This window comes from Thioalkalivibrio versutus (assembly GCF_001020955.1).
GTDB classification, from domain to species: Bacteria; Pseudomonadota; Gammaproteobacteria; order Ectothiorhodospirales; family Ectothiorhodospiraceae; genus Thioalkalivibrio; species Thioalkalivibrio versutus.
The window spans coordinates 288,934-303,386 of sequence record NZ_CP011367.1 but is presented as its reverse complement, the minus strand read 5'-3'; the positions used below and the strand labels follow the sequence as shown (position 1 = coordinate 303,386).

The 14,453-nt window shown below is 66.2% G+C and carries 16 protein-coding genes; 3 read left to right on the top strand and 13 right to left on the bottom strand.

Translation table 11 applies throughout. From position 1 onward, the window contains the following. Positions 1-129 precede the first annotated feature (129 nt). A complete protein-coding gene (locus TVD_RS01395) occupies positions 130-372 on the bottom strand; it encodes a YcgL domain-containing protein (RefSeq protein WP_018144623.1) in 243 nt (80 codons plus the stop codon). Between the two features lie 4 nt (positions 373-376). Beyond that, positions 377-2,281, bottom strand: a complete 1,905-nt coding sequence (gene speA, locus TVD_RS01390) for a biosynthetic arginine decarboxylase (RefSeq protein ID WP_047250612.1) — start codon at positions 2,279-2,281, stop codon at positions 377-379. Positions 2,282-2,598: 317 nt separating this feature from the next. On the opposite strand from speA, the gene speE reads away from it, so the two are divergent. Then, positions 2,599-3,450 (top strand): polyamine aminopropyltransferase, encoded by an 852-nt coding sequence (gene speE, locus TVD_RS01385; protein ID WP_047250611.1) that lies wholly within the window; start codon positions 2,599-2,601, stop codon positions 3,448-3,450. Between the two features lie 157 nt (positions 3,451-3,607). Here speE and TVD_RS01380 read toward each other — a convergent pair whose 3' ends face one another. The 6 genes from TVD_RS01380 to folB all read right to left on the bottom strand — a co-directional run bounded on the left by TVD_RS01380 (position 3,608) and on the right by folB (position 8,440). After that, complete coding sequence (locus TVD_RS01380) at positions 3,608-4,414, bottom strand: ABC transporter permease (RefSeq protein ID WP_018168345.1); 807 nt, start codon at positions 4,412-4,414, stop codon at positions 3,608-3,610. Next, a complete protein-coding gene (locus TVD_RS01375; RefSeq protein WP_018144630.1) occupies positions 4,405-5,025 on the bottom strand; it encodes an ABC transporter ATP-binding protein in 621 nt (206 codons plus the stop codon). Before TVD_RS01375 ends, TVD_RS01380 begins: the two co-directional genes overlap by 10 nt. 333 nt (positions 5,026-5,358) lie before the next feature. Continuing rightward, complete coding sequence (locus TVD_RS01370) at positions 5,359-6,612, bottom strand: ammonium transporter (RefSeq protein ID WP_018938931.1); 1,254 nt, start codon at positions 6,610-6,612, stop codon at positions 5,359-5,361. 34 nt (positions 6,613-6,646) lie between these two features. Then, positions 6,647-6,985, bottom strand: coding sequence for a P-II family nitrogen regulator (locus tag TVD_RS01365; RefSeq protein WP_012981610.1), 339 nt, complete (start codon positions 6,983-6,985; stop codon positions 6,647-6,649). A gap of 68 nt (positions 6,986-7,053) precedes the next feature. Further along, complete coding sequence (locus TVD_RS01360) at positions 7,054-7,794, bottom strand: TorF family putative porin (RefSeq protein WP_047251875.1); 741 nt, start codon at positions 7,792-7,794, stop codon at positions 7,054-7,056. A gap of 280 nt (positions 7,795-8,074) precedes the next feature. Continuing rightward, positions 8,075-8,440, bottom strand: a complete 366-nt coding sequence (gene folB / locus TVD_RS01355) for a dihydroneopterin aldolase (protein ID WP_019627534.1) — start codon at positions 8,438-8,440, stop codon at positions 8,075-8,077. A 73-nt stretch (positions 8,441-8,513) separates the two neighbouring features. Between folB and TVD_RS01350 the strand changes: the two genes are divergently transcribed. Together TVD_RS01350 and TVD_RS01345 are read left to right on the top strand one after the other, a co-directional pair. Then, entirely contained in the window at positions 8,514-9,539 is a 1,026-nt protein-coding gene (locus TVD_RS01350) for an amidoligase family protein (protein WP_018650569.1), read from the top strand. A gap of 49 nt (positions 9,540-9,588) precedes the next feature. Continuing rightward, positions 9,589-10,356 carry a gamma-glutamyl-gamma-aminobutyrate hydrolase family protein gene (locus tag TVD_RS01345; RefSeq protein WP_205622092.1) on the top strand — a complete coding sequence of 256 codons (768 nt, stop codon included), beginning with the start codon at positions 9,589-9,591 and terminating at the stop codon, positions 10,354-10,356. A gap of 39 nt (positions 10,357-10,395) precedes the next feature. Here TVD_RS01345 and msrA read toward each other — a convergent pair whose 3' ends face one another. From msrA to TVD_RS01320, 5 genes are read right to left on the bottom strand one after another with little or no spacing between them, the layout of a single operon-like run. Then, positions 10,396-11,028 carry a peptide-methionine (S)-S-oxide reductase MsrA gene (msrA, locus tag TVD_RS01340; protein ID WP_047250609.1) on the bottom strand — a complete coding sequence of 211 codons (633 nt, stop codon included), beginning with the start codon at positions 11,026-11,028 and terminating at the stop codon, positions 10,396-10,398. Positions 11,029-11,039: 11 nt separating this feature from the next. Beyond that, positions 11,040-12,200 (bottom strand): PQQ-dependent sugar dehydrogenase, encoded by a 1,161-nt coding sequence (locus tag TVD_RS01335; RefSeq protein ID WP_047250608.1) that lies wholly within the window; start codon positions 12,198-12,200, stop codon positions 11,040-11,042. A gap of 42 nt (positions 12,201-12,242) precedes the next feature. Continuing rightward, on the bottom strand, positions 12,243-13,070 hold the full coding sequence (locus tag TVD_RS01330) for a DNA-formamidopyrimidine glycosylase family protein (RefSeq protein ID WP_047250607.1): 828 nt from the start codon (positions 13,068-13,070) through the stop codon (positions 12,243-12,245). 10 nt (positions 13,071-13,080) lie between these two features. Next, positions 13,081-14,058 (bottom strand): LpxL/LpxP family acyltransferase, encoded by a 978-nt coding sequence (locus TVD_RS01325; protein ID WP_047250606.1) that lies wholly within the window; start codon positions 14,056-14,058, stop codon positions 13,081-13,083. Next, complete coding sequence (locus TVD_RS01320; RefSeq protein WP_047250605.1) at positions 14,055-14,414, bottom strand: tetratricopeptide repeat protein; 360 nt, start codon at positions 14,412-14,414, stop codon at positions 14,055-14,057. Before TVD_RS01320 ends, TVD_RS01325 begins: the two co-directional genes overlap by 4 nt. Positions 14,415-14,453 lie beyond the last annotated feature (39 nt).

The following is a 14,453-nucleotide window of genomic DNA, read 5'->3' as shown; positions in this document are numbered from 1 at the left end:
CGGGGGAGAGGCCGGTGCCCAGGACGCCGAAGAGGGCGCCAGCGGCAGGGTGACGACGATATGCAACGATCCGGGGTGACGGAGAGCCCCCCCAGGTCGACGGCAAGGGCCCAAGCGGCTAGGTCAGGGCTAGCGGTCTTCTTCCGGAGGCGGGAACTGGAGGTGGAAGCCCTGCTCATCGAGGTTGGCGAGGACCTTCTGCGGGTCTTCCTGGGCCAGGGTGCGTTCCGGGGTCAGCTCGAACTCCAGCGCGAACTCCAGGCGACCGAGCGCCCGAACCACGCCCTCGGGGAGTTCGGAGAAATCGTCCTTCTCCGGGAGATACACATAGGTATCGGCACGCTTGGTCGCGCGGTAGACGTAACACTGCATGGGTTCAGTCCTCGAGATAGGTGTAGCCGGTCAGGCCGTGTTCCAGTTCCGCCAGCAGGCGCCCGGCGGCCTCGCCGCGCAGGCCGATGGCATCGATCTTGGCGCGGAAGGCGCGGCGCAGGTCGTCCGGGGCAAAGTGCACGTAGGAGAGCAACTCATCCACGGTGTCGCCGCGTTCGGGGTTCAGCAGGCGGTAGCCGCCCTGCTCGGTCAGTTCCACGTTCACCGTGTCGGTGTCGCCGAACAGGTTGTGCAGGTCGCCGAGGATCTCCTGGTAGGCCCCGACCAGGAAGATGCCGAGATAGTAGGCCTCGCCCGTTTTCCACGGGTGCAGCGCCAGGGTGGTGTGCGTGCCCTCCCGCTCCACGTAGTGCTCGATGTGGCCGTCGGAGTCACAGGTCAGATCCTGCAGCACGGCGCGGCGGGTCGGGGCCTCGTCCAGGCGGTGCAGCGGCATGATGGGGAAGATCTGGTTGATCGCCCAGGTATCCGGGATCGACTGGAACACGGAGAAATTGCAGAAAACCTTGTCCGCCAGCTTGTCCGTCAGCTCCGCATGGATCTCGGCCGGCAGCGCATCCGACTGTGCCAGCAGCCGCTGGCACAGGGCGAAATAGATCGCCTCGGCGCGCGCCCGGTCCGCCAGCGACAGCATCCCGCGGGCGAAACGCGCCTGCAGGTCGGACAGGCCGAAGGCCGCATCGTGGTAGATCTCGGACGCCGGGCGCTCGCGCTCGTCCAGCAGGGCGCGCATCGCGGCGATCTCGGGCAGCTCGTCATCCGGCGCGGGCGGCACATCGCCGTCCCCTGGGGCCGGCTCGCAGTCGATCACGTTGGTGATCAACACCGCGTGATGCGCGGTCAGGGCCCGCCCGGACTCGCTGAACACCTCGGGCATGGCGAGATCATGCTCCTCGCAGATGCGCTTGAGCGGGCGCAGGATGTTCAGCGCGTACTCCTCCACCGAGTAGTTGATGGAGCATTCGTTGCGCGAGCGCGATCCCTCGTAGTCGATACCCAGGCCGCCGCCGACATCCACCACCTGAAGCGCGGCACCCGCTTCGGTCAGCGCGGCGAAGTAGCTGGCCGCCTCGCCCATGCCGTTCTGGATGTCGCGGATGTTCGCGATCTGCGACCCCATGTGGAAGTGCAGCAGCTGCAGCCGATCCAGCCAGCCGAGGCCACGCAGGCGCTCGAGGATGCCCAGCACATCCGCCGCGGACAGGCCGAACTTGGCCTTCTCGCCTCCGGTGTTCTGCCACTTGCCCTTGCCGATCGACGCCAGGCGCACGCGCAGCCCAAGCAGGGGCGCGATATCCATATGCTCGGTCTGGCGGATGACCTCCTCCAGCTCCGAGGGCTTCTCGATCACGATGTACACGCGATGCCCGAGCTGGCGCCCGATTAGCGCCAGGCGCACGTATTCGCGGTCCTTGTAGCCGTTGCAGATGATCGCGGCGCCCGGGCGCGACTGCGCGAGCACGGCCATCAGTTCCGGCTTGCTGCCCGCCTCCAGCCCCACCCGTGGGGTAAAGCCATCGGCATCCGGCGTGTCGCCCGCCGCCAGGATCTGATCCACCACGCTGCGCTGCTGGTTCACCTTGATCGGATAGATCGCCGTGAACGCGCCCTGGTAGTCCAGCTCGCGTGCGGCCGCATCGAAGGCCCGCGCCAGGCGGCGCACACGCCCGTCCAGCACGTCCTGGAAACGCACCAGCACCGGCGGCCCGATATGTTCCTCGCGCAGACGCCCGGCCAGCTCATGCAGATCGACACCCGGGTGATCCGGCCAATCCGGTCGCCGCATCACCACATGGCCAGCGTCGTTCAGATCGAAAAAGCCACCATTCCAGTGGTCGATCCCGTAGGTGGCGCGGGCCTCATCCAGATTCCAGGGCGTGACGGTCATGGCGATTCCTTGGGATCTACGAAGACATCTCGCCCGTCATTGCGAGGAGCCGCAGGCGACGAAGCACAAAAGCAGCGAAGTTGCGTTGAACGGCCGCCGGCCGGCCCGAAGGGCGAGCGTAGCGAGTAATCTCCTGAACGAGGGCCGTGCGTTTGGTTGCGCTGCTCGCCCTCGGCGTTCCGGTGGACATGGAAAGCGATTGCCGCGTCGCTTCGCTCCTCGCAATGACGGGGAGGTTCAGAGTTGCCCGCAGGATACAGGGCACTATCATAGCGGCGCATCATACCGTCCACCGCATCCGCAAGGGGAGCCGCCCAATGGCACTCGACAACAACTGGTTCAGCGAACCGCACGAAAACATGGCGCTGTCCCTGCGCATCAAGCAGAAGCTGCACGAAGAACAGACCCCCTACCAGAAGATCGAAATCTACGAGACCGAGGCCTTCGGCAACCTGATGGTGATCGACGGCTGCGTGATGCTCACCGGGCGCGACAACTTCATCTACCACGAGATGATGTCGCACCCGGTGCTCTACTCGCACAGCGCCCCGAAGAACGTGGTCATTATTGGCGGCGGCGACTGCGGCACCCTGCGCGAAGTACTCAAGCACGACGAGGTGCAAAAGGCCGTGCAGGTAGATATCGACGAGCGCGTCACCCGCTTGGCCGAGCAGTACTTCCCGGAGCTGTGCGACGCCAACGAAGACCCGCGCGCCGAGCTCCTGTTCGACGACGGCGTGCAGTACCTGCAGGACGCCACGCCCGGCTCCGTCGACGTGATCATCGTCGATTCCACCGATCCGGTGGGCCCGGCCGAGGGCCTGTTCTCCACCGCCTTCTACAAGGACTGCGTGAAGGCCCTGGGCCCGGATGGCCTGCTGGTACAGCAAAGCGAATCGCCGCTGTTGCATACCGAGAGCATCATCCGCCCGATGCACGACAGCCTGCGCGCGGCCGGCTTCATCGATGCATTGACGATGCACTTCCCACAACCCACCTACCCCTCCGGCTGGTGGACCTGCACCATCGCGGCGAAGGACGCCCCGGTGTCCTTCCTGCGCGAGGAAGCAGCCGAGGAGGCGACGTTTATCACCCACTACTACAACGCCGCCATCCACCGCGCCGCCGGGGCCACGCCCGAGTTCTTCCGCCGCAAGCTGTTCGCCTGACGGGACCAGCCGTTCCGGTGGTGTTTTGCCAGCCCAGGGGCTCCAGCCAACGCCATGTGATGCGGTTCGCTGCGCTCAGCGCATCCTACGAGGACTCCGCCGCGCGCCGCAGGGCGCATTGAGCGAATGCGAAATGCACCGTTCGTGGTGGATATGGCTACGTGTGGCGGCCCGGCTTGAGGCGGTCGAGGCGCAGGCGTTCGCGGGTGTCGAACAGGCGGCGGGAGGCGAACCAGACCGCGCCGAGGGTGCCGAAGCCGGTGCCGGCAGTGATCAGGAACATGATCAGGATCTGGTACTTGACCGCCTCCACCGGCGGGGCACCGGCGAGGATCTGGCCCGTCATCATGCCCGGCAGGCTGACGATACCGGCCGCAGCCATGGCATTGATGGTCGGCATCAGGCCGGAGCGGGCGGCCTCGCGGCGCATGGTGGCGACGGCCTCGCTCCAACCCGAGCCCAGCGCCAGCCGGGCCTCGATGGTGCGGCGCTCGCGCCAGACCGTCTGGGTCAGGCGGTCCAGCCCCAGCGCGATGCCGGTCATGGTGTTGCCCAGCAGCATCCCCAGCAGCGGGATGGCGTACTGCGGCTCCCACCAGGGCGAGGGTCCCACCATCGTGGTCAGCGCAAGCACGGTGACGGCAAAGGCCGAAACGAACATGGTGACCGCACCGATCCCGTAGCCCCACAGCCCGGCAAAACGGCGCTGCTGACGCGCCATCACCTCGTAGCCCGCGATCGACACCATGACCAGCGCCATCAGCGCCACCCAGCCCAGGTGCGCGTGGTCGAACAGCGTCTGCAACACCAGGCCGATCAGCAGCAGCTGGATCACGGTGCGCGCCCCGGCGATCAGCAGGCTGCGCCCCAGCCCCATGCGCGCCCAGATGGTCAGGCCAGCCAGGGCGACAACCAGCAGCGCCGCCAGCGTCAGATCCAGTGCGGAAAGCGAGATCAGGTCCATGCGTTGACCTCCAACTGGCCATCGCGGATGGTCAGGATGCGCCCGCCCAGACGCTGGCGCTGCAGCGTGTCATGACTGACCCATAGTGCCGCCGCCTCTTCTTCGGCCAAGTACGCCCGCACCGCGCGCTCGATGCGCTTGGTGTTCTCCAGGTCCAGGTTGGCGGTGGGCTCGTCCAGCAGCAGGACACGGGGCCGGTTCAGCAGCGCGCGCACCAGACCCAGGCGCTGTTTCTCGCCGCTGGAGAGACGCTCGACCTCCCACCCCAGCGAGGCCTCCGGCAACGCGACCTGTTCCAGCAGGTGCAGGGCCGCCTCACGCGAGAAATCGGCGGGCAGGTGTTCGTCCACGCGCTCGCCCCACCAGGCGGTCTCGGCCGGCACATAGGCCACGCGCCGGCGCCACTGGACCGGCAGCATGGCGTCGCGCGCCTCGCCGTTCAGCATCACCTCCCCCGTGCTGGGGTCGAGATCCGCCAGGGCGCGCAACAGCAGCGACTTGCCGGCACCCGAGGCGCCGGTGACCTGCACCAGTTCGCCCGGCTGAACCGCCAGGTCCAGCGGGCCCAGCTGGGCTGTTTTCAGTTGTCGGACGTCCAGCAGGCGATCCATGCGACAGGCTTCCGGTGCGGCAAAAGCGGGATCGTAACCGAAGCCGGGGTACCGGGATGAATGGCCCGACCGGGAGACCCTGCTTGCTGGGAAGAGAGCCGGCCGGGGTGTTAGTAGCCCGCGGGCATCAGTCGCAAGAACCGCCGCAGGCGGGGGCTTCGCGGTCAAGCCCGCTCCCACAGAGTGTGTCGAACAAAAAAAGGGCGCCCGATAAAGGGGCGCCCAAAGGCCAACATCCAAGTCCTGGGAGACTGTCTTGTCGGCGTCGGAGGAGACGATGTATCGGGATCGAGCCGGGTTACGGCCCGACCCCGGTTCCAGGTTAACGAAGCTTTATTGCTTCCCGGTGAACTCCGGGTAGGCCTCGAGACCGCACTCGGCGATATCGGCGCCCATGGCCTCGTCCTCTTCGCTCAGGCGGATACCCATCACCGCCTTGAGGATCGCCCAGACGATCAGGCTGGCCACGAAGACGAACACGAAGATGGCGAGCAGGCCCACGATCTGGCCGAAGAAGGTCGCATCCGGGTTGGACAGCAGGACCGCCATCACACCCCAGATACCGGCGGTACCGTGCGCGGAGATCGCACCAACCGGGTCGTCGATCTTCAGCTTGTCGAGGGCGACGATCGAGAACACCACGATCACACCACCCACGGCACCGATGATCATCGCCAGGACCGGGCTGGGCATCAGCGGCTCGGCGGTGATGGACACCAGGCCTGCAACCGCTCCGTTCAGGGCCATAGTCAGGTCGGCCTTGCCGAAGATCAGACGGGTGGTGATCAGCGCGGCCACCACACCCCCGGCCGCGGCCAGGTTGGTGTTGGCGAACACGGCGGCCACGGCATTGGCGGACTCGATGTCCGACACCTTCAGCTCCGACCCGCCATTAAAGCCGAACCAACCCAGCCACAGGATCAGCACACCCAGCGTGGCCAGCGGCATGTTGGAACCCGGAATGGCGTTGATCCTGCCATCCGCGCCGTACTTGCCCTTGCGCGCCCCGAGGAGCAACACACCGGCCAGCGCCGCAGCGGCACCCGTGAAGTGGACGATGCCGGAACCCGCGTAGTCCAGGTAGCCGATCTGGTCGAGGATACCGCCACCCCAGCTCCAGAAGCCCTGGATCGGGTAGATGAAGCCGGTCAGCACGACCGCAAAGGCCAGGAAGGCCCACAGCTTCATGCGTTCGGCCACGGCACCCGAGACGATGGACATCGCGGTGGCCACGAACACGACCTGGAAGAAAAAGTCGGCACGATCGGAGTAGTAGATGTCGCCACCGCTACCCAGCACGTCCGCGACTGCGTTGTCGCCGCTGATCAGGAAGCCCAGCCCCGGGATAATAGAGCTGAGACCATCGCTGTACATGATGTTGTAGCCGATCAGCATGTACATGATGCTGGCGATCGAATACAGGGCGATGTTCTTGGTTGCAATTTCGGCCACACTCTTGGTGCGCACCATACCGGCCTCGAGCATGGTAAAGCCCGCGGCCATCCACATCACCAGTGCACCGGCCACCAGAAAGTAAAAGGTGTCCATCGCATAGGCGAGTTCGACAACTTGCTGTTCAATTTCCATGATTGAAATTCCTCATTCGCTGGAAGGCAAAGGTTTAAAGCGCTTCCGGTCCGGTTTCGCCCGTGCGAATGCGCACGACCTGCTCCACCGGCGTAATAAAGATCTTGCCGTCGCCAATCTTGCCCGTGCTGGCGGACTTTGAAATGGCCTCGACCACCTGATCCACCAGGTTTTCGTCAACAGCCACTTCAAGCTTCACCTTGGGCAGAAAATCGACTACATACTCGGCACCGCGATACAACTCGGTATGACCGCGCTGGCGACCAAAACCCTTCACTTCGGTCATGGTCATGCCCTGCACGCCGATCTCCGAGATCGCCTCGCGAACATCATCAAGCTTGAACGGCTTGATCACGGCGGTAATCATCTTCATGTCAGACTCCTGTGGGCGGGTCCGCTGATCCACGGACCCGCCTTTGCATTAAGAGGTAATAGCCGGCTTCAGAACGTCTTGGACCAGCCCACCCAAACCTTCAGGTCATCGCCAGACCCTGCGAGCTCGGAGCGATCGTCATCCTTGATGTCGGCATACTCTAGAGTGAACGAGACCTCACCAAAGTCGCCCACATCGCGGTACATAGTCGCTCCGTAATGCAGGTAATCCAGGTCTTCCTGGCCCGCAGATCCATCGGCATCAAACGTGTAATAACCGGCAGTCAGGTCGAGACCAAAGTCATTCGGGAGCGCGACGTCGTAACCCAAGTAGTAATAGATGTCTCCCGAATCGAACGCCTCTCCACTGGACTGGTCGCTGTGCACCGTCGCCGCAAGACCACCGTAGAATCCTGCGAACGAGAGTTCACCGTAGATCTCGCCGAAGTCGATATCATCGGGGCTATCAGGATAGGCGTAATAGATATACCCGACGTCATAGCCCATCCCATTACCAAGTTCGCCTGCGAAACCGGCGTACAGATCGAGCTCGTACTTTGCCTCTCCTTCTCCGAAATCAACCGTAGACGCCCAAGTACCAGCGTAGAAGCCGGACTCATGCTCGAAATCCACACCACCCTGGATGGCAGCAGCATCATCGGTCTGAGTGACACCACGGAAGTAGTAGTTGGAAACGGCGCCGATATTCATGGACAGCTCAGCGCTCGCAGTGGAGGTAAACGCGACGCCACCGGTGGAGCCTACGGTGAGGACAGCAGCGGCCAGCGCGGAACGGGTGAACTTCTTCATATTGGTCATCTCCCAGATTGGTCAATCGAGTGTCGCGTAGTCGACACCCGGTCCTTGCACGGGCTGTGCCAAGTACCAAAAGGGAGCAAAATCGGCTTTTCACAACACGTGTTGCGGCCGAACCACGAGGTTTTGCCTCTGGATGGTGCGCACTAAAAGTGCACACGCACCAAAAGCGTGCGATCAACGAAAAGTGTGAACACGGTCCGGTCCCCGCACGGGCCAGACACGGATCAAAAGGCAGGAAAGCGGGCCGGAAGGGCCCGTAGGAGAAGAGGGGCTAGTCGGACGTCGCGAGGGTGCCGCGTTCGATCTCGATGCCGACCTCGCGCACACCGGGGACGGCTCCGGGCTTGCCCAGCTTGATGCGCACCCAGGGGGTGCCGAACTGGGCCATCAGGGTTTCGGCGATCTCTTCGGCCAGGGATTCCAGCAGCGCGTGCGGCTCGCGCGTGACGATGGCCCGCACCGCGTTGGCCACCGCCTCGTAATCGACGGTATCGCCGATCTCGCCGGAATAGGCGGCGATGCGGGTATCCGCCGCCAGTTCGATGTCGAATCGCAGGCGGCGCTGGATCCGCTGTTCCCAGTCGTAGACACCGACAACGGCATCGATTTCGAGGTCGCGCAGATAGATTCGATCCATGGGCTCGGCGGGCTCCTGTAGGTCGGCGCCTATCCTACTGCCCGGGCCGCACGAGGTACACCGAGCCGTTATCATGGAGCTCTCCTTGCACGGCTTCGAGACACGCATGAGCGAGCCCTTCCACGACCTCCCGTGGCCCGACACCCCCGAGGGCGAACCGCGCCGCATCGGGGTAGAGATCGAGATGGCCGGGGTCTCGCTGGAGATTATGGCCGAAGCAGTAAAGGCCGAATTCGGAGGGCAGATCGAACCGGACAGTGCGTTCGTCGCCCGCGTGCGCGATACCGACGTCGGCGACTTCCAGCTGGAACTGGACGCCCGGGTGCTGAAGGACCGGGCCTACCGCGAGCATCTCGCGCGCCTGGGCATCTCGCTGGACGACTCCGACAAGGCGGCGCTGGATCGCTGGCTGGCCGACGCCGCCGGCCGCCTGGTGCCGCATGAAATCGTGGCCCCGCCGATCCCGGTGGCCGACCTGCCCCGCCTGGACCGGGTACGCGCGGCCCTGCAAGAGGCCGGCGCCCAGGGCACCGAACGCTCGTTTCTGTACGCCTTCGGGTTGCAGATCAATATCGAGATCCACCGCACCGATGCCGAGTGGCTGCTGGCGATCCTGCGCAGCTTCCTGCTGATGGCCGAGGCCCTCACCGCGGCCGGCGCAATCGACCTGGCACGGCGACTGTCGCCCTACATTCGGGCATTTCCCGGGCCCTTTGTACGCCACATGCTGGACCCGGACTTCCAACCCGACCAAGCCGGCCTGATCGATGCCTACCTGGCGCACAGCCCGACCCGCAACCGACCACTGGACCTGTTGCCCTTGTTTGCCCACCTGGACCCGGAACGGGTCAACGCCGCACCGGTGGAACACGACTTGATCAAACCGCGCCCGGCCTTCCATTACCGCCTGCCGAACTGCGAGATCGACGACCCGGACTGGAGCCTGGCGCGACCGTTCAATGGCTGGGTCGAGGTGGAACGTCTGGCGGCGGATCCGGAACGCCTGGAGCGCCTGTCGCGGGAATACCTGGACCGCCCCGGCCAGGCCCTCGGCCGCTGGGCCGACGACTGGAGCCAGCGCCTCCGTGACTGGTTCTGACTCGGCTCCCCATGCAACCAGCCGGGTCACGCCCCAAGCCCGTCGCCCGGTGATCGCGATCACCGGGCCGGACCAGGGCGGGGGTCCGGCCTGGCTGTTCACCGCCCTGGCGGTGTGGCGCGCGGGAGGCCGCCCTTTGCGGTTGCGCCCGGGAAAGCCGCGCGGCCGTTGCCCGTTCGACGGACTGATCGTGGGCGGCGGGGCGGATGTCGACCCCGAGCTCTACGGCGAGACCCTGCCCGATGGGCCGGATGCGGCCGCCATCCGCCAGGCGGAGCGCCGCCTCTCGCAGCGCCTGATCGGCTACCTCTTCTACCCGGCCCTGTGGCTGCTGCGCCGGCTGTTCCAGTCGCACGGCGGCGTACTGGACGTCGACCGCGACCGCCTGGAGAAGGCCCTGATCCACCGCGCGCTGGACGATCATCGGCCGATCCTCGGCATCTGCCGCGGCATGCAGCTGGTCAACGTGGTGCGCGGCGGCACGCTGCAGCGCGATCTGGCCGAGTTCTACGTGGAAACACCACAGGCCCGCAGCCTGTTGCCGGTCAAGCCGGTGCAACTGGAGCCGCGCAGCCACCTGGCGGACATCCTGGGCGACGCCACGCTGCACGTGAACGCCCTGCACAATCAGGCGGTGGATAGCCTGGGTCGCGGGCTAAGGGTCGCCGGCCGCGAGAGCAGCGGCGTGGTACAGGCGATCGAAGCCGACCGCGGCTGGTGCATCGGCGTGCAGTGGCACCCGGAATACCTGCCCCAGAAGCGCCGCCACCAGCGTCTGTTCCACGCCCTCGTTCAGGCCGCCGCCAATACCGGCTAAAACCCGATTAACCAAGAAGACACGAAGAAGGGCAGGCGCTCAGGCCGGGTACGGCACGGAGAGGCCGCCGAGGCCGCAGTAGCCGTGGGGGACCTTGGCCAGGTATTGCTGGTGATCCTCTTCGGCGAAATAGAACGCCGGCCCTTCGACGATCTCGGTGCTGATCGTTCCGCCCCGTGCCTTGTCCACCGCGGCCTGGAAGCGTTGGCGGCTGGTCTCGGCGGCCGCCAGCTGGTCCGCATCGGTGGTGTAGATCGCGGAGCGGTACTGGGTACCGACGTCGTTGCCCTGGCGCATGCCCTGGGTCGGGTCGTGGCCTTCCCAGAAGGTGCGGAACAGCGCATCCAGGTCGACTCGCCGCGGATCGAATACCACACGCACCAGCTCGGTGTGCCCGGTCTGGCCGCTGCATACCTCGCGATAGGTTGGATTCGGGGTATAGCCCCCACCGTAACCGACGCTGGTGGAGTACACCCCGTCCAGCTGCCAGAACAGGCGCTCAGCGCCCCAGAAGCAGCCCATGCCGAACTGGATCACCTGCATGCCCTCGGGGTACGGCGGTGCCAACGGGGTTCCCAGCACCATGTGGCGCCCGGGCACCGGCATCGGCTCCTCGCGCCCGGGCAAGGCCTGCTCGGGCGCAGGCATGCGCGGCTCGGGAAATGCGAACATCGGCGACTCCATCAGTCAGCCGGGGTGAGCCGGATCAGCTCCCCCGGGTTGTGGTCGGTAAGTACGTAGATTGCGCCTTCGTGCACGCGCACGTCGCGCACACGGCGATCCAGATCCGGCAGCACCTCGGACTCATTGACCAGGTCGCGCCCGTCGAAGGTCAGGCGGCGCAGCGTCTGGTGCGCCAGTCCGCCGACCAGCAGGTCACCATCCCAGTCGGCAAAGGCCGGATCGCGCAGGATCGCCATGCCGGACGGGGCAATGGAAGGCGTCCAGTGATGCAGCGGTGACTCCATCCCCTCCTTCTCGGTCAGACCCTCGCCCACCTGGCCGCCACGGTATTCCTCGCCGTGGGTAATGACCGGCCAGCCGTAATTCAGGCCAGGTTCGATGATGTTGACCTCGTCACCCCCGCGCGGGCCATGCTCGTTCTGCCAGAAGGTGCCGGTCTCGGGGTCCATTACCATGCCCTGCGGGTTGCGCACACCCCAGGCCCAGATCTCCGGGCGGGCGTCGGGTTTATCCACCAGCGGGTTGTCATCCGGCACCGAACCATCGTCATGCAGCCGGATGATGCTGCCGATATGGGTGGAGGTGTCCTGCGCATGATCGCGATCGCCGCGGTCACCCACGCTGATGTACACGTACCCGGCCTGGTCAAACACGATGCGGCTGCCGAAGTGGCGGCCGCCGCTGACACCCGGCTCGGCGGTGAACAGGGTCTCCACGTCCTGCAGCTCGCCATCCTGGAAGCGCCCACGCGCCAGGCGGGTCGTCAGTCCGCCCTCCACGCTCGCCGAGTAGGTGAAGTACAGCCAGCGGTTGTCGGAGAAACTGGGGTGCAGCGCAAGATCCAGCAACCCGCCCTGGTTGCGCGCCTGCAGGTCGTCCGGCAACCCCGGGACCAGCGCGCCCCGCCCGTCGAAGGACTCGGCGTCCTCGAACCAGCGCAGGGTGCCCGGGCGCTCGCTGATCAGTGCACCGCCTTCGGGCAGGAAGGCGATGGCCCAGGGGTGATTCAGTTCCTCGTGCAGCACGCTGACCTGCAGATCCTGCTGCCCGCCCTCCAGGCCCTCGGCCGAGACCCCGGAGGACCCGGTGCATGCCACCAGAAGGCCCACGGTCATGGGAACCACCGTTACACGTCCCAGGATATGCTTGCGCTTGCTCATGGCTCGCTCCTTGTTCGGTCCGATGTCCATTGGTACCTGCGTTCAGGCGGAGGGTTCCCTCGGCTGGCAAACAGGGCACCAGTACGTCGAGCGGCCGTGTTCGCCCAGCAGGGCATATTCGACCGGTGCACCGCACTGCCGGCAGGGCTCGCCACGGCGGCCATAGACGTTCAGGAACGCCCCCTCCTCCGCGCGCTCGCGGGTGATGCGCGGACCCGGCTTCAGGTTGCGCCGCAGCAACCGCTCGGCATCGCGGTACAGCCCCGCCAGCACTCGCTGCGACACCTGCCCGAGAGGCCACAGCGGGTGACAGCCTTGCAGGAACAGTACCTCTGACTTGTAGATGTTTCCGATGCCTGCCGCCAGCGACTGATCCAGCAGCACATCCAGGATCGGGCGCGCCGGGTCCGCGACGGTCCGCACCCGCATGACCACGGCATCCAGGTCGATCGCCGGGTCCAGCAGATCAGGGCCGACACGGGCATCCAGACGCGGAACATCCGCCGCCCCCGCCGTGCGCGGGCGCCACTGCAGTTCGCGAGGATGAAAGCAGACCAGTACCCGCTCCGGGAGGCTGAGGATGGCCCAGGCACTCGAGGCCGGCTTGTGCCAGGCGACACCCGGGGCGTACTGGTGCCAGGTCCCGTACATGCCCAGGTGGGTGCGCAACTGCCACGGCCGGCCATCCGCAGCTGCAAGATCCAGCAACAAGTGCTTGCCCCGGGCCTGCACGGTCCCGGCGGTCATCGCGCCATGCTCGAGCAACGGATCGCCGCGCCGGGTGCGGGTCGCTACCGCAGTCAGCGTTGCGCCCTCCAGTACCGGCCGCAACGCGGCGGCCAGCTTGTGGATCGTGTCGCCCTCGGGCATGCGGGCGGGATCAGCGCTCGCGCGCGGGGTACAGGCGCGGCTCGCCCTCGGGCCGGGTGCGGAACAGGCGCATGGACCACAGGTACTGCGCCGGGGCCTGCTCGATGCCACGCTCGATGGCGGCGTTCATCTGCCGCGCATCGACGGCATCATCCCCCGAGGGATAGTCCTCCAGGGGCGGCCACAGGCGCATCACGTACTGGTCCGCCGCCGCGTCATACCAGGCGAAGCTGGGCAGGACCGCCGCCTTCGACATGCGCGCCAGGCGCGCCAGCGCGGTCAGCGTGGCCTTCTGCACACCGAAGAAATCCACGAATACCGCGCCCTCGGCGCCCAGGTCCTCGTCCGGCAGGTAATAGAAGAAGCGACCGCGCTTGAGCTGGCGAATGGCCGGGCGCAGGCCCTGGTCGCGGGCGAAGATATCGCCGGAATAGCGCGTGCGGCTGCGGTGGTTGATCCACTCCAGCACCGGGTTCTTCATCGGCTTGGCGAAGGACACGCCGTCGAACATCTGACTCATGCGCACGCCGCCGTAATCCAGCCCCAGGGAATGCGGCGCCAGGATGATCACTGGCGTCCCGCCGGAGCACAGGCGCTCGTAGTGCTCCAGACCCTCGATGCGAATGCGGGCGGCGTGCTGGCCGGGCTTGCCGAACCACAGCAGCCCGTAGTCCAGCGCCGTCTGCGCCTGGTAGCGGTAATAGGCCTCCAGGCGCTGGGCGCGCTCCGCAGCGGTCATCGCCGGGAAGCACAGCTCCAGGTTGCGCTCGACCACCGCCCGACTGCGCCCGGCCAGCCGGCGAATCAGCCGGCCCAGCCCGCCGGCGAGACCGCGCACGGCCGGGCGCGGCAACTCCTGCAGCACCCAGGCCAGGCCCAGCAACAGCCAGCTGCCCCAGTAACGCGGGGCGAAGTGCGCGGCGGTCAGCGGGGCCTGGTAGGCACCAGCGTCCTCGCGCCGCCCGGTTTCGTCGTCGACAGCGCTCATGCGCCCCCGGCACCGTCGGCGGGCCCGTCCGTGGCGGCCTGCTGCTTGCGGGCGCGCTTGGCGTAGACCTCCATCTCCTTCGCGGCCTGCAGATCACCCTTCTCGGTGGCCACGCGGATACCGTGCTCGCAGGTGGACAGGGCCGACTCGGGGCGCTCCAGCTCCACCAGCGTCTTCGCCAGCAGCTTCCAGGCCGCGGAATAACCGCCGTCCAGATCCAGCGCCCGCTGCAGATGGGGCACTGCGGCCTCCAGCTGGCCATCGGTCGCCAGGGCATTGCCCAGCGAGAAACGCAGCATGGCGGAATCCTGACCGCCGTCGAGCATATTCTGGAAGCGTTCGATCATGTCGCTCATGGGGTACCTCCCTCGGCGCGTGCCGATACGTACAGTCAG

Coding starts and splice junctions, on each gene's coding strand:
- TVD_RS01395 (WP_018144623.1), bottom strand. CDS start 372: ATGCAGTGTTACGTCTACCGCGCGACCAAGCGTGCCGATACCTATGTG.
- speA (WP_047250612.1), bottom strand. CDS start 2,281: ATGACCGTCACGCCCTGGAATCTGGATGAGGCCCGCGCCACCTACGGG.
- speE (WP_047250611.1), top strand. CDS start 2,599: ATGGCACTCGACAACAACTGGTTCAGCGAACCGCACGAAAACATGGCG.
- TVD_RS01380 (WP_018168345.1), bottom strand. CDS start 4,414: ATGGACCTGATCTCGCTTTCCGCACTGGATCTGACGCTGGCGGCGCTG.
- TVD_RS01375 (WP_018144630.1), bottom strand. CDS start 5,025: ATGGATCGCCTGCTGGACGTCCGACAACTGAAAACAGCCCAGCTGGGC.
- TVD_RS01370 (WP_018938931.1), bottom strand. CDS start 6,612: ATGGAAATTGAACAGCAAGTTGTCGAACTCGCCTATGCGATGGACACC.
- TVD_RS01365 (WP_012981610.1), bottom strand. CDS start 6,985: ATGAAGATGATTACCGCCGTGATCAAGCCGTTCAAGCTTGATGATGTT.
- TVD_RS01360 (WP_047251875.1), bottom strand. CDS start 7,794: ATGAAGAAGTTCACCCGTTCCGCGCTGGCCGCTGCTGTCCTCACCGTA.
- folB (WP_019627534.1), bottom strand. CDS start 8,440: ATGGATCGAATCTATCTGCGCGACCTCGAAATCGATGCCGTTGTCGGT.
- TVD_RS01350 (WP_018650569.1), top strand. CDS start 8,514: ATGGAGCTCTCCTTGCACGGCTTCGAGACACGCATGAGCGAGCCCTTC.
- msrA (WP_047250609.1), bottom strand. CDS start 11,028: ATGTTCGCATTTCCCGAGCCGCGCATGCCTGCGCCCGAGCAGGCCTTG.
- TVD_RS01335 (WP_047250608.1), bottom strand. CDS start 12,200: ATGAGCAAGCGCAAGCATATCCTGGGACGTGTAACGGTGGTTCCCATG.
- TVD_RS01330 (WP_047250607.1), bottom strand. CDS start 13,070: ATGCCCGAGGGCGACACGATCCACAAGCTGGCCGCCGCGTTGCGGCCG.
- TVD_RS01325 (WP_047250606.1), bottom strand. CDS start 14,058: ATGAGCGCTGTCGACGACGAAACCGGGCGGCGCGAGGACGCTGGTGCC.
- TVD_RS01320 (WP_047250605.1), bottom strand. CDS start 14,414: ATGAGCGACATGATCGAACGCTTCCAGAATATGCTCGACGGCGGTCAG.